15 protein-coding genes and 1 pseudogene are annotated in these 13,227 nt (G+C 34.2%); 5 read left to right on the forward strand and 11 right to left on the reverse strand.

The features are described 5' to 3' along the window. Window positions 1–25: 25 nt before the first annotated feature. Complete coding sequence (locus tag PYW44_RS12625; RefSeq protein ID WP_002506113.1) at window positions 26–406, forward strand: winged helix-turn-helix transcriptional regulator; 381 nt, start codon at window positions 26–28, stop codon at window positions 404–406. A 279-nt stretch (window positions 407–685) separates the two neighbouring features. On the opposite strand, the gene PYW44_RS12630 is transcribed toward PYW44_RS12625, so the two are convergent. The 5 genes and pseudogenes from PYW44_RS12630 to PYW44_RS12655 form a co-directional block, all read right to left on the reverse strand. Beyond that, window positions 686–1,495 (reverse strand): ABC transporter ATP-binding protein, encoded by an 810-nt coding sequence (locus PYW44_RS12630; RefSeq protein WP_002506114.1) that lies wholly within the window; start codon window positions 1,493–1,495, stop codon window positions 686–688. Next, a pseudogene (locus tag PYW44_RS13410) lies at window positions 1,495–2,494 on the reverse strand (FecCD family ABC transporter permease). The gene PYW44_RS12630 and the pseudogene PYW44_RS13410 overlap by 1 nt, the downstream one beginning before the upstream one ends. 11 nt (window positions 2,495–2,505) lie before the next feature. Next, window positions 2,506–3,639 carry an ABC transporter substrate-binding protein gene (locus PYW44_RS12645; protein ID WP_021339924.1) on the reverse strand — a complete coding sequence of 378 codons (1,134 nt, stop codon included), beginning with the start codon at window positions 3,637–3,639 and terminating at the stop codon, window positions 2,506–2,508. After that, window positions 3,636–4,241: a hypothetical protein gene (locus PYW44_RS12650; protein ID WP_002511942.1), complete on the reverse strand. Its 606-nt coding sequence runs from the start codon at window positions 4,239–4,241 to the stop codon at window positions 3,636–3,638. The genes PYW44_RS12645 and PYW44_RS12650 overlap by 4 nt, the downstream gene beginning before the upstream one ends. Then, a complete protein-coding gene (locus PYW44_RS12655; protein WP_021339925.1) occupies window positions 4,238–4,861 on the reverse strand; it encodes a hypothetical protein in 624 nt (207 codons plus the stop codon). Before PYW44_RS12655 ends, PYW44_RS12650 begins: the two co-directional genes overlap by 4 nt. Before the next feature lie 178 nt (window positions 4,862–5,039). On the opposite strand from PYW44_RS12655, the gene PYW44_RS12660 reads away from it, so the two are divergent. Next, window positions 5,040–5,672 (forward strand): hypothetical protein, encoded by a 633-nt coding sequence (locus tag PYW44_RS12660; RefSeq protein ID WP_002506119.1) that lies wholly within the window; start codon window positions 5,040–5,042, stop codon window positions 5,670–5,672. Further along, a complete protein-coding gene (locus PYW44_RS12665) occupies window positions 5,665–6,267 on the forward strand; it encodes a hypothetical protein (protein WP_115075878.1) in 603 nt (200 codons plus the stop codon). Before PYW44_RS12660 ends, PYW44_RS12665 begins: the two co-directional genes overlap by 8 nt. Before the next feature lie 159 nt (window positions 6,268–6,426). Here PYW44_RS12665 and PYW44_RS12670 read toward each other — a convergent pair whose 3' ends face one another. After that, complete coding sequence (locus PYW44_RS12670; protein WP_115075879.1) at window positions 6,427–7,188, reverse strand: SDR family oxidoreductase; 762 nt, start codon at window positions 7,186–7,188, stop codon at window positions 6,427–6,429. A 303-nt stretch (window positions 7,189–7,491) separates the two neighbouring features. On the opposite strand from PYW44_RS12670, the gene PYW44_RS12675 reads away from it, so the two are divergent. Further along, complete coding sequence (locus PYW44_RS12675) at window positions 7,492–7,917, forward strand: MaoC family dehydratase (protein WP_021339928.1); 426 nt, start codon at window positions 7,492–7,494, stop codon at window positions 7,915–7,917. Between the two features lie 133 nt (window positions 7,918–8,050). Here the strand turns inward: PYW44_RS12675 and PYW44_RS12680 are convergent, their stop codons facing one another. Both PYW44_RS12680 and PYW44_RS12685 read right to left on the reverse strand, forming a co-directional pair. Next, window positions 8,051–8,806, reverse strand: coding sequence for an SDR family NAD(P)-dependent oxidoreductase (locus PYW44_RS12680; protein ID WP_002506123.1), 756 nt, complete (start codon window positions 8,804–8,806; stop codon window positions 8,051–8,053). Window positions 8,807–8,849: 43 nt separating this feature from the next. Beyond that, window positions 8,850–9,284 (reverse strand): MarR family winged helix-turn-helix transcriptional regulator, encoded by a 435-nt coding sequence (locus PYW44_RS12685; protein WP_002506124.1) that lies wholly within the window; start codon window positions 9,282–9,284, stop codon window positions 8,850–8,852. Between the two features lie 144 nt (window positions 9,285–9,428). On the opposite strand from PYW44_RS12685, the gene PYW44_RS12690 reads away from it, so the two are divergent. Further along, window positions 9,429–10,163, forward strand: a complete 735-nt coding sequence (locus tag PYW44_RS12690) for a glucose 1-dehydrogenase (RefSeq protein ID WP_021339929.1) — start codon at window positions 9,429–9,431, stop codon at window positions 10,161–10,163. 115 nt (window positions 10,164–10,278) lie between these two features. Here the strand turns inward: PYW44_RS12690 and PYW44_RS12695 are convergent, their stop codons facing one another. From PYW44_RS12695 to hemH, 3 genes are read right to left on the reverse strand one after another with little or no spacing between them, the layout of a single operon-like run. After that, entirely contained in the window at window positions 10,279–10,602 is a 324-nt protein-coding gene (locus tag PYW44_RS12695; RefSeq protein ID WP_002506126.1) for a PH domain-containing protein, read from the reverse strand. Between the two features lie 20 nt (window positions 10,603–10,622). Then, a complete protein-coding gene (locus tag PYW44_RS12700; RefSeq protein WP_002506127.1) occupies window positions 10,623–12,104 on the reverse strand; it encodes a catalase in 1,482 nt (493 codons plus the stop codon). 13 nt (window positions 12,105–12,117) lie between these two features. Continuing rightward, window positions 12,118–13,065: a ferrochelatase gene (hemH, locus tag PYW44_RS12705; RefSeq protein WP_021339930.1), complete on the reverse strand. Its 948-nt coding sequence runs from the start codon at window positions 13,063–13,065 to the stop codon at window positions 12,118–12,120. Between the last annotated feature and the right edge of the window lie 162 nt (window positions 13,066–13,227).

Genomic DNA, 13,227 nt, shown 5'->3' on the forward strand with positions numbered 1-13,227 from the left:
TGAGTACCTATAAGGAGGTAATTAAATGAGCAAATCTTATAATATTGGCGTCGAAGCAACCATTGATGTCATCGGTGGAAAATGGAAACCTGTCATCTTATGTCATTTACAAAACAACGGGTTGATGCGTACATCTGCATTAAAACGTGCTATTCCAACGATCACTCAAAAAATGTTAACACAGCAATTACGTGAACTAGAGAATGACGGTATCATCAACCGTATCGTATATGATCAAATCCCGCCTAAAGTTGAATACGAATTATCAACTTATGGTCAAACACTAGGAGAATTACTTTCTTCACTTTGTTATTGGGGAGAGTTCCATATTGAAAAAATGCACCAACAAGGTGAAACGGTCTCATTAGCACAACAAGATTTTGTCGATATACCCAAACCGAGTTAAAAAAATGCCCCTTTCTATAACTTTAGAAAGGGGCATTTTTGTATACCAAATTATTATGATTTTTATCTATATTTAATAGATAGATGAGTATATTCCATACAGAAGTATCGTTCTTCTATAAAATTGTGCCGATTTTTTAAAGAGATGACGCCTAGGGTAATAGTATGAGTGAGAGACTACAGGCTCGAGCCATACCCCAGGCAAGCATGCACTTTCAAAATCGGGGATTTTTATATTCTAAAATCTTTTGTATACCAAATTATTATAATTATTTTGTTCTTAAGTCTTGTTTTTGGGGATTCCTAAATCTTTAGGAACCATCGTTTCAAGTTGTAGTTCTTCATCTTCATAGTACAGTTTCTTTAAATCAACATCGAAGAATTGTTTCATTCTTTGTTCAGTCATTACTTCAGTTGTTTCACCAAAGACAATACCTTTTTCTTTTCCAGTAATAATTACATTATCTGATAGATAAAACGCATGGTTTGGATAATGCGTATTAATAATGCACGATATCCCCTGTTCTTTTGATAGCTTACGTATCGTTTGTAAAATCGTAATTTGTTTTTGAATATCTAAATGAGATTCTGGCTCATCCAGTATTAATAATTCAGGGCCCGACACAAGTGTTCTTGCGATAAGTGCTAATTGTAATTCTCCGCCACTGACTTCGTTACATGATTGATTGGCTAAATGGCTAATACCTACTGTTTCCAGCGCTTCAATTGCAGCCGCTTCATCTTTTTTTGAAGGTTGTGCTAAAGTACTTATAAATGGTGCTCTCCCCATAATCACAAGTTCTAAGAGCGTATAACCAAAAGTCATTTTTTGAGCTTGTGGCACATAACCAATCTTCTTCCATAATTCTTTTTTCTTCAGGTCATTTAACGGGACATCATTGATAAACGTTTCGCCATCCGTCCAATCTAGCAGACCAATAACACATTTTAGCAATGTTGTTTTTCCTGCACCATTAGGCCCTAGAATGGATAAGACCTCGCCAGGAGCCAATTTAAAACTCACATCTTCTTTATATAAATAAGGTTTGTTTTTATAATGAAAATTGCCTGCTTTTACTTCTAAGTGCATTACCACGAACCTCCCATACGGCGTAATAAGTATGCAAAAAATGGTGCGCCAATAATTGCAGTTAAGATAGATAATGGAATTTCAGTAGCTGTTAAACTTCTAGCTAAGTTATCAATAATTAACAGATACGTACTACCGATAGCGAGTGATACAGGTAACACATATTGATTATTGTTACCTACAAACATACGTGCAATATGTGGGATGATTAAACCAACCCATCCTACGATACCCGCTACTGCAACCGTAGCTGCTGTGATTATCGTTGTACCTGCAATGATTGCCCATTTTAAAGATACAACAGGAATCCCCATAGATTTAGCTTCATCTTCTGGTAACGTGAGTAAATTGAGTCTCCATCTTAGTGTATACAATATGAGCACACCTATAATGATAATTGGTGCCGCAACATATAAATCTTTATAAGTTGCAGTTCCTAGACTTCCCATTAACCAATATGTTATTGCAGGTAATTTTTCTTCTGGATCAGCTACGAACTTCATTAATGAAATAAGCGCGTTAAATAATGCTGATGTAATGACACCTGCGAGTACAAACATAAAGATTGGAGAATTTTTTTTGATTTCCCGCTACAAAGAATGCAAACAATATCGCCAATAATCCAAATGCTAAAGCCAATATTTGTGCGCCAAATGTGTTACCAAAGAACAATATACCTAGGGAAGCTCCAAATCCAGCTCCTGCTGAAACACCGAGTATGTCTGGCGAAACTAATGGGTTGCCAAACATGCCTTGGAAACTCGCACCAGAAATAGACAATCCACCCCCTATTAATAAGGCTAATAATATTCTTGGAAAACGGACATTCATCACAACTGTTTCTTGCACTGGCGCCCAAGTTTCTTCTATAGGAATAATTTGTGATGTTAAAATTTTAATAATGGTAATAGGATCTATAAAAACTCTTCCTACTCCGAGTGAAATAATTGCTACCACAAGTGGTAAAACAATTAATAATAATATTTTTGATTTCTTCATTAGTTAACTCCTTAATACTTCGCTGCATCAGATGACGGATGTAAAATAGACTCAACATCTTCGTCTGATAATTTATAGTCGTAAAAATCTTGGTAATATGATTTAATTTCATCTTTCATATCATAGTTGAATTTATCTGGGTGATTATGTTGCGCCATCCATTTAAGCATTAATGGCGCATCTCCGTTTGGTGGGAACCAACGATAGATACCTAAAGGGACCTTATAGACCGCTTTGTCTTTAACTGCTTTTACCTGACTCCAATCTTGACCAGACACTTTGTTTTTCAATAAATCATTAGGCTGGGTCTCAGTGAAGTTCGTAATATAGATTTTATCTGGATTCCATTTATAAATTTGCTCCATATTAACTTCTTTTTGACCATCGACACCGTCATCGCCAACATCATCTATACCACCAGTTGCTTCTGTCCATTTTTCACTAAAGAAATTACCGCCACCGACAACAATAGAGTTGTCTGTATGTTGATGTAAGAATAGCACTTTGGGTTTGTCTGATTTTTTCGTGCCTTTTAGACCATCATCAATCATTTTTTGAGATTTTTCTCCCTCTTTCATAAATTTCTCAGTTCTATCGCTCGTCTTACCACCTTTAACATCTGAAGTGACTTTTAACCAGCTGTTAAACGTAGCTAAAGGATCAGCGTCTTCTACCTTGATTGTTTCTAGTCCCATGGTTGGTATACCACTCTCCGCAACTTTATCTAAGGTTTTCTGTTCAGTAGCATTTTCAAAATAGACATCTGGGTTTATTTTAGAGAGTTCTTCTATATTAACATCGCCATTTTTCACAAATTCTGTAGACGCTTTTTTAATATCAGGCGATATTTTAGAAAGTATAGAATTTTCTGCAGCGTTATACGCATTAGGATGTAGACCTTTAATTTCTTTTGTAGAATTCGTCCCTACAAACCAAGTAGAAAAGTATGGTAAGATGCCTCCTACTACAATACTGTCTGGATCTTTCTTTATTTTCACTTCTCGGCCTGTTTGATCTTCCACTATTTTTTCTTCTTTTGTTAATTCTTTCTCTTCTGAATTCGTAGCTGTCGTATTTGAATTACATGCTGTAAGTAATGTAGCTGATAATACAATTCCAGCTAGAGCACTATATTTTTTCTTCATTGATTATCTCCTGTTCTTAGCCATTGTCCTAAACCATGTAAAAATGGCTTTGCTTGATTAATAAAACCGAGTCCGATATGAAACATTGGATCTAACGACGTTACGATTAACTCGCCATTGAAATTGATATCATCAATATAAAAAATAGACCGTCCATCTGGTGTATTTAACAGTGATTTCGCGCCATTTGGTGGAGCAAACGTGCCGTGATAATGCCACTTCATATCATCCACTTTCAAGTATTCATATAAACTATGCGTTTGATAATCAGGGTTTAACGGGAGGTCGCCGTTGGGTCGAACCCACCAACTGAAATTCACTTCAGAATCTTCCCAATGTATGTGAGGAAACCATTGATCCAATACTTCTCCAAAAATTACTAGCCGCTTACCTTGTTTTAAAAAATTTAAAAATATTTGTCTATGTTGTTTCAATAATTGAATATCTAGTCGACACGATAATAAAATTGTGTCATAGCAACTTAAGTCGTATGAACTTAATGTTCTAATATGTATCACGTCATTATATAAATACTTAAATTCCTGTTCTTCTAAAAATCTATTTTGGTATGGTGTCCCATTAACAATCAAAGCTATATTCAATGTTGATAATCCTCCCTAATTCTCGATGCTTCTGTACGTATGGCATTTAACATCTGTAGCCCCACTTGATTTGAAGTGTTGTCTTCGTATGTATAGATACGATACATATCGGTGCCAGCACCTGCATATATCGTTCCTTTATGTGTTCGGTCTACATAAACAATAGGTTGTTGTTCTTGATCCGTTATTAACACTTTTGCTTGCTCAGGAACTGTTTCAAAATAGCCTCTTGAAAAGAAACCCCGCACGCCTCGTCTATATTCCAAATCTTTTACTTTAATGTTCTCAAAAAGCCCATTATCCGTTGCTTTCACTTCTAAAGCCCGATCTTTTAATGGGATGGAAGACCTTTTCCAATTCGATACACAATTCAACCAAGGTAAAGATTTTTCCACTAATGTGAAAATCACTCCGCCTTGGTTGATGTAATCAGTTAATATGGCGTCATGTGCCAAAAGATAAGTTTCATCAATATGGTTTGAAATAATTACGCCATCAAATGTATTTAAATTAGTGTTTGGTAAATCGTATACATTTAAAAACACGAGTCCTCTTTGACGATCTAATTCTGTAAGTCTCGAAAATTGGATGTCTATTGCTAAATATGCGATTTCATTCATTTTTCTACTTCCCTTGCTAAATTTTATATTTATGCGTATTTTATAATATATAAACCATTTTACCGATAATGATTCTCAATTTCAATTAAAAATTTAAAATTGAATTTAAATTAAAAAATTAATTATCATCAAAAATGTTATTTCAAAAAAACAAATTAATTATAAAAGGATGTTTTTAATGACTTATTTAATTGGGCACATTGACCCTGAACATGCATTTGGCGTAACCAAAGAAAATAATATAGACAAAGAAGTAATAGTAGAATATATCCCTCAATATGAAATTCATAAATTAGACATTTTTAAATTTGATGCAATTATTATTCCAAATTTCGTAGATCAAGAATATTTGTATCGTCATAAGCGTTTGATTGATGACTATTTGAACGCTAAAAAAGTCATTGTCTTTTTTGGTCACTTATTCAAACCATTTTTACCAAAAACTGCTTTGTTTATGCCGGAACACATTAATCATTTCAGTGATTATTCGCTATATCCAAACAATGACTCCTCTATCTATGCCAATGTCGATACTGACGACATGACATTTAATAAAGGGGTCGCTGGTTTCTTTGCAAGAGGCCATTACCAAACGCAACCTGAACATGAAATACACTTAACATTTCGTAACGGACATGTTGTGACCTATGTAGATAGAATTTCAACTGAAGGCACACTCTTTATGCACGCTGGCCGTTCACTTTTAGGATACATAGCACAAAATAAAACAACCGATTATATTTCTAGTCAATTTACAACTTGGTTAAAACAAGAAATCACATCGTTACAAGGAGGAGAATTCAATGAATAAAATAGGTGTTATATACTCTGGAAATGAGTCACATTATCGTACATTCCACGAACCTAAGTTTCATCAATTTATAGACCAATTAATTTACCATCCAGATTTTTTAGGAACAGACATTAGCATGCTTGATATATTGATCGTGCCTTCGCAGTTAAACCAGCCCTTATTATTAAAAAGCGTCAATAAAATTCACGCTTTCGCACAATCTGGAGGCACCGTTATCGCATTCGGACCACAACCACATGACTGGTTACCAAATCAAAATTGGGAATTTAGACCTACTAACTTTTGGTGGTGGTTAGAAGAGAATGCTGATAGTGGTTTGCTTTTATCAGCACCGAATCATTCACTATTCGCACGTTACCTTACGCTAAATGATTGCACATGGCATCAACATGGCGTGTTTTGGCCACCAGAAGATGCTGAAATATTAATTGCCTCAAAAAATGGCGGTGCTGTCCTATATGAACAAAACTCCGAACAATATGGTCATTGGATTATTACAACGCTAGATACTGATTATCATTTTGGCTCATATTTCATGCCAGCTACAGAAAAATTTCTCGAAGGCTTTTTTCCGTACTTAGCTTATGAATGAATTTTTATAAATAAGAAAAAACCATAATATTAATGACAATCACGTAGTTTATACAAAAAATGATGGCTTCTACTTTATTTCACGTAGGAGCCATCATTTTTTAGTTATAGTTTTTTTATTTCCCAAGAAATAATGATGATAAGGTTATTCATATTTATTCTAAAATGCTGCAGTCCATCCGCCATCTGCTGTGACGATTGTCCCATTGATAAAACTCGAATCATCAGAAGCTAAAAATAATGCTACTTTAGCAATTTCTTCTGCTTGCCCTGTTTTAGGTATCGCACTTTGTGCTATTTTTGTACGTTCAGCTCCAAAGTGATTAATATTTTTCATTGAATCAGATATATTTGTTTCAATTGCCCCTGGCGCAATCCCATTACAGCGTATACCTTTTTCAGCATACATAAATCCAGTGTTTTTTGTAAGTCCTACGAGAGCATGTTTAGAAGCACTATAAATGGCGCCCGCATGAGCACTATTTAATCCGCCTGTAGAAGTCGTATTGATAATGATACCTTCTTGTTTTTCCAAGAATATTGGCATCGCCTTGCGCATTGCCCTCATCGCACCTTTAGTATTAATATCAAATATTAAATCCCATCGTTCATCCAAGATATCTCCCACAGGCTCAAATCCATCCATAACTCCAGCATTATTGACTAAAATATCTAAAGTACCATAGGATTCTATAGCAGTATCGATCATATTATCGATATCTTCTTGCTCAACTATGTTTACCTCAATGGCTTGAGCAACACCATTATTTTCGTTAATCTCTTTTGACACTGCTTCTGCCTTTTCTAAATTAAGATCAGCTATGATAACTTTAGCGCCTTCTTTAGCATATAATTCAGCAATTGCTTTACCCATTCCAGATGCTGCACCTGTGACAATCGCTACTTTATCTTTTAATTTCATAATATTCTCCCTTTCTTTCTATTTTAATAGCTACTAGTGTAAATATATCATTTCGAGATTTTTTTAGCCCAAAATGAAGTTGTCGCTTTCAATTGCCTTACAACAAATATAAATAATGAAATGATTGTACGTATCTTTTGCTATAATTGGTTCAATGATATATTAGTTAAAAGAAGATATGCCCTATACACCAAATATTTAGTTGATAACATAGCTAAAGTTCATTTCAATAAATTTTAATTTTTCATATTTCTCAGTACAATAGAAATATGAAAAATTTAACACACTAAGGAGAATACAATCATGAAACTAGATGAATTTCACATTGGCGAAGAATTTACGACTAAGCCATATAAAATAAGCGAAGAAGCTATTACTGATTTTGCTAGTGAATTTGATCCACAATATATGCACTTAGATAAAGAAAAAGCGCAACAAGGCAGATTTAATGGTGTCATCGCTTCTGGTATCCAGACACTAGCCATTTCTTTCAAACTATGGATTGAAACAGGAAAATATGGAGAAGATGTCATTGCAGGTACACATATGAATAATATTAAATTTATCAAACCAGTATTTCCGGACGACGAATTACATACAGTTATAAAAGTTATTGATAAAAAGGCTAGTAAAAGAGACCAAGGATTACTTACGGTATTAATGACAACATTTAATCATGAAGAAGTTAAAGTATTTGAAGGCGAACTCACGGCACTTATCAAACGTTAAAATTTTCAAAATATATAACAAAAGCGGGACAAAAACCAACATTTGAAAGTTGTTTTTTGTCCCGTTCTCGTTAATAAATTATTTTATTTCAACTCAATTGATACAAAAATACTTCGTTATACTTTTAACATCATTAGTATAATTTAATACTACCGCCATCTACCATAACCGTTTGTCCTGTGATATATTGTGCATCTTCGCTTCCTAAAAATACTGCTACTGGACCAATATCATTTTCAACATCTCCAAATTTTTGCAACGGAATGCCTTGAACGACCTTTTCATAATAATCTGGGTTATCTTTACGCCACTGATCAACGCCTTCAGAATAAGCGATTGGCGATATGATATTTGCATTAATGCCAAATTCTCCAAATTCATTCGCTATCACACGTGTAATACCACGTATCGCCTCTTTTGCTACAACATATGCACCTTGATTCTTATCACCTTTTACAGCGGCACCTGAACCAAAGTTTATAATATTACCTTTTGTTTCTTTCAAATAAGGTATAACCATTTGGCATAAATAAAATGTCGCATAAAACCCCGTATTCAGAGATAAATTCAAATCTTCTTCTGTAATATCTAAAAAAGAATTCATGCGAGATGCATGTGCATTATTAACCAATATGTCAATTTTTCCATAGTTTACAATTGTAGTATCGACACAAGCTTGCAAAGAATCTTTATTTGTTAAATCTGTTTTAATAAATAATGTTTCGTATCCTTGATCATTCAATGTTTCACTCAATAATCTTCCTTTTTCTTCAGCAATATCAGCGATAACTACTTTAGCATGTTCCTTAGCATAAGACTTCACAATTCCAGAGCCAATACCTCCTGCACCGCCTGTCACAATTGCTACTTTACCTTCTAGTTTAGCCATTAAATCACACTTTCGTTTTTTATATTGGGTTACTTACAAAATGTTATTTATTCATTTGTTTTACATGACTATAAAGTTTCTTCTGAATATTAAGTAGTTGTGTCACTTCATCATCATTCAATACTGAATAAATGTCATTTCTCATTGCTTGACCTTGTTTTTGAGCCTCTTCTAACACATCCAACCCCTTTGCAGTAATAGTAATTAAAATGGAACGTCTATCTTCTTCTTGGTGTTCCCTTACTATGTAACCTTCTTTAACGAGTTTGTTTGTCAAACCGGTAATTGCTCCTGAAGTATAGCCAAGGGACTGCGCAAGCGCTGATGGTTTTTGCGCTCCATGCTCCTTAAGTTTAGATAAGGCAATAATTTGTGAAATATTGACATTCATATTAAATTGTTTCAAAAAAAGTGTCATTGTCGCATCGTTAAATAACTCAGCAGTATGAATGAGTTCGAAAAAATTATTCTTTTCCATGATATCCCTCCTATATATGTTGATATAACAATAGTATATATAAATTTACTTTAGCAGTAAAATACTTAAACCTAAATATTTAACTTTTAATGTATTTACTGTTAAATTATATAATAAGAAATAGAAATTGGGAGGATGTTATTTATGAAAAGATTAGACAATAAAGTTGTAATTATTACTGGGGCAGCACAAGGTATGGGGAAAATGCACGCAGAAAAAGTATTGAATGAAGGTGCAAAAGTCGCGATAACTGACATCAATGAAACGCTCGGTCAAGAGGTTGCACAAGAACTTGGGGAAAGTGCACTTTTTATTAAACATGATGTTTCTAATGAAGCAGATTGGCAAAATGTAGTAGATACGGTAATCAATAAATGGGGCAAAATAGACGTCTTAGTTAACAATGCTGGCATTACTTATAACACGCCTTTAGAAGAGCTCAGTTTAGAAAGTTATATGAAAATTGTAAACATCAATCAAGTGTCTGTATTTTTAGGTATAAAATCAGTCGCTTCAACTATGAAAGAACAACAACACGGTTCAATTATTAACATATCTTCTATGAATGGACTTGTCGGTGGTGCTATTGGTTACACAGATACAAAATTTGCAGTTCGGGGTATGACGAAAGCTGCTTCAAGTGATCTTTCACCATATAATATACGTGTAAACTCAGTACATCCGGGTGTGATTCAAACACCTATGATTGAACAAGAAGGCGTTAAAGAAGCAGTTGAAGAATTTGCGAAAACTATTCCAATGCGTCGTATCGCTTTAACAGAAGAAGTATCTAATATGGTCATCTTTTTAGCTTCAGATGACGCGAGTTACTCTACAGGTTCTGAATTCGTCATCGATGGCGGTCTTACTGCGTTATAAACAACTTATGAAAAGCAAATGTTTTACACATTAAAAACCCCTTCACAACCATTTAAATGGTTGTGAAGGGGTTTTATAATAATTCATAGTATCTATTGAAATCAAATTGCTAATTCTATTTTTTAGGCTCTACATAAGCAACAAATTTTTCAGCATTATCTTTATTTAAATCTGTTAATGAAAATGTGCCAATGCTAAAGCGCATCGTTAATACATTATCATTTAATTCGATATTTTCAATTTCGTCATATCTAATGTTTCTATAGTAAAACTGTCCATCCATATCAACATTTAAAATAAGACGTTCATTTGTTGCGACATAAGCTGCCTCATATACTTTGATTTCACCTTGAACAGGGTACTCCATTTTTCCTAAAACGGAAGGACCTTGTTTCTCAGTTGGAAATAAATCTTCTGGATTAATATTATCTAATATCATTCGATTACCTACCTTTTCAATTAGTCTGCAACTTCTAAGTCTACAGTATTAATATCAATACCCATAGCATCTGCTACACCTTGACCGTAAGCTGGATCTGCTTTATAACAATGTCTAATGTGACGGTGTTTAAGTGGGTCAGTAACTGGCCCCATTTCGTTAGCCGTATTATTAAATAATATTTGTTGCTTATCAGGTGACATGCGACGGAATAATTCACCAGGTTGTTCAAAGTAGTTATCATCATCTTCACGATAGTCATATTCGAATGCTTGACCTTGAATGTCTAAGCCTGGTTTTTTGTATTGCGGTTGGTCTTCAAGCGCACCGTTACTATTTGGATAATAGTGTGTGCCACCGCCTTGATTATTATCTAAAATTCTCATTTGACCATCTCTACTGAATGGACAAATATTTTCAACACCTACACCTTTAGGTTGGTTTACTGGAATTTGCCAATGGTTAGCACCAAGTCTGTAACGTTGTGTGTCACCATATGAGAATAAACGGCCTTGTAACATTTTGTCTGGTGAAAAGTCTAGCCCTGGTACGATGTTTGTTGGTGCAAATGCTGCTTGTTCAACATCTTGGAAATAGTTTTCAGGGTTTCTGTTTAATTCAAACTCTCCTACTTCGATTAATGGGTATTCGTCTTTATACCAAACTTTTGTTAAATCAAATGGATTATCTTTATGGTTGCGTGCTTGTTCTTCAGTCATTACTTGGATGTACATTTTCCATTTAGGGAAGTTACCTTCTTCAATGTTTCCAAATAAATCTCTTTGAGAAGACTCTCTGTCATTTGCTATAACTTGTGCTGCTTCTTCAGGTGAATAGTTTTCTATACCTTGTTGTGTTCTGTGGTGGAATTTAACCCAAACACGCTCGCCTTTATCATTGTACATAGAGTATGTGTGAGACCCAAAGCCATGCATATTTCTGAAACCTTTAGGAATACCACGATCTGACATCACTATCGTAATTTGATGTAACGCTTCTGGTAATAATGTCCAGAAATCCCAGTTTGCTTGAGGATCTCTCATGTTTGTTTTTGGATTACGTTTAACAACATGGTTTAAACTTGCGAATAATTTAGGGTCTCTGAAGAAGAAGACTGGTGTATTGTTACCAACTAAATCCCAGTTACCTTCGTCCGTATAAAATTTCAATGCAAAGCCACGAATGTCACGTTCTGCATCAGCTGCACCACGTTCACCTGCTACTGTTGAAAAACGAGCGAACATTTCAGTTTCTTTTCCAACTTCAGAAAAAATACTTGCACAAGTGTACTGTGTAATATCATTTGTTACTTTAAATGTACCAAACGCACCAGAACCTTTTGCATGCATACGACGTTCCGGAATAACTTCTCTATCGAAGTGCGCCATTTGTTCTATGAAATATATATCTTGCATTAAAAGCGGACCTCTAGGACCTGCTGTCATACTATTTTCTCTATCTCCTACTGGTGCACCAAATAATCCTGTTAGTTTTTTACTCATTATATTATCTCCTTTAATTTACCGCAGTTAAGTGATTCTTTTCTTTATAATTATTGATGACTGCATTTGCAATACTTTCAATAAACAGTTGATTTGAGCCAGGCATTTCAGCTCTATAATAATTACAACCTAAATCATCGCAAACTTTTTTACATTCATAATCATTATCATATAAGACTTCTAAATGTTCACATGTAAAACCTAATGGAACGTATATAAAGTTTTGATAATCATATTGTTCATGTAATGTTTGAGTTAAATCTTGCACATCTGGTCCAATCCAAGGTTCTCCAGTATTACCTTCAGATTGCCAACCGTTAAAAACATGGTTATGTCCAATTCGTGATTGGATTAACTGTGCTGTTTCTTCAAGCTGACTTGGATAAGGATCATTATGTTCCAATATCTTTTCTGGAAGACTATGAGCCGAAACGATAATTGCTGTTTTTTGATGCGCTTCTTCAGGTATTAAATTCAATTGTGTATTTACTGAATCAACCCAATATTGGATAAATTTCTCTTCTTTATAAAATTGATCCAATGTAGTTACTTTAATATTTTTCTCATTTGCATATTGAGATGCGCGTTGGTTATACATTTCTACTGAAAATGAAGAATAATGTGGTGTTAAAACTACACTGACGATTTCATCAATACCCTCCGCACTAATGTCATCTATCGCATCTTCAATGAATGGATGTATATGTTTCAAACCTATATATAATTCATAGCTTATGTCATTCGTCATTGAGTTAAGTGTATAACATAATGTTTCTGCTTGTTTTTCCGTCGTTGTTGCTAAAGGTGATACGCCACCAATATATTCATATCTATCTTTCAAATCTATGTATGCTTCATGGCTTGGTCCGTGTCCATGTCTGATATGCGTATAGTAAGGTAAAATATCTTCTTCCTTATATGGCGTACCATAGGACATACATAATAATGCTACACGTTTCATGTTAAGTGCACCTCCACTAACTCGCTCTTCTTTACAATAATTATCTATTTGTAATTATTATAATCTATTATAACGCAAAAATGATTAAAGTCTATATTTAAATATTTAATAAATCATTTGAATTGATAATACATCCTTATAAGTGATAATGAATTATGCGTT

This window comes from Staphylococcus equorum (assembly GCF_029024965.1).
GTDB classification, from domain to species: Bacteria; Bacillota; Bacilli; order Staphylococcales; family Staphylococcaceae; genus Staphylococcus; species Staphylococcus equorum.

Bases quoted from the DNA above. Each gene is read 5' to 3' on its own strand.
- PYW44_RS12625 (WP_002506113.1), top strand. From the start codon at position 26: ATGAGCAAATCTTATAATATTGGCGTCGAAGCAACCATTGATGTCATC.
- PYW44_RS12630 (WP_002506114.1), bottom strand. From the start codon at position 1,495: ATGCACTTAGAAGTAAAAGCAGGCAATTTTCATTATAAAAACAAACCT.
- PYW44_RS12645 (WP_021339924.1), bottom strand. From the start codon at position 3,639: ATGAAGAAAAAATATAGTGCTCTAGCTGGAATTGTATTATCAGCTACA.
- PYW44_RS12655 (WP_021339925.1), bottom strand. From the start codon at position 4,861: ATGAATGAAATCGCATATTTAGCAATAGACATCCAATTTTCGAGACTT.
- PYW44_RS12660 (WP_002506119.1), top strand. From the start codon at position 5,040: ATGACTTATTTAATTGGGCACATTGACCCTGAACATGCATTTGGCGTA.
- PYW44_RS12665 (WP_115075878.1), top strand. From the start codon at position 5,665: ATGAATAAAATAGGTGTTATATACTCTGGAAATGAGTCACATTATCGT.
- PYW44_RS12670 (WP_115075879.1), bottom strand. From the start codon at position 7,188: ATGAAATTAAAAGATAAAGTAGCGATTGTCACAGGTGCAGCATCTGGA.
- PYW44_RS12675 (WP_021339928.1), top strand. From the start codon at position 7,492: ATGAAACTAGATGAATTTCACATTGGCGAAGAATTTACGACTAAGCCA.
- PYW44_RS12680 (WP_002506123.1), bottom strand. From the start codon at position 8,806: ATGGCTAAACTAGAAGGTAAAGTAGCAATTGTGACAGGCGGTGCAGGA.
- PYW44_RS12685 (WP_002506124.1), bottom strand. From the start codon at position 9,284: ATGGAAAAGAATAATTTTTTCGAACTCATTCATACTGCTGAGTTATTT.
- PYW44_RS12690 (WP_021339929.1), top strand. From the start codon at position 9,429: ATGAAAAGATTAGACAATAAAGTTGTAATTATTACTGGGGCAGCACAA.
- PYW44_RS12695 (WP_002506126.1), bottom strand. From the start codon at position 10,602: ATGATATTAGATAATATTAATCCAGAAGATTTATTTCCAACTGAGAAA.
- PYW44_RS12700 (WP_002506127.1), bottom strand. From the start codon at position 12,104: ATGAGTAAAAAACTAACAGGATTATTTGGTGCACCAGTAGGAGATAGA.
- hemH (WP_021339930.1), bottom strand. From the start codon at position 13,065: ATGAAACGTGTAGCATTATTATGTATGTCCTATGGTACGCCATATAAG.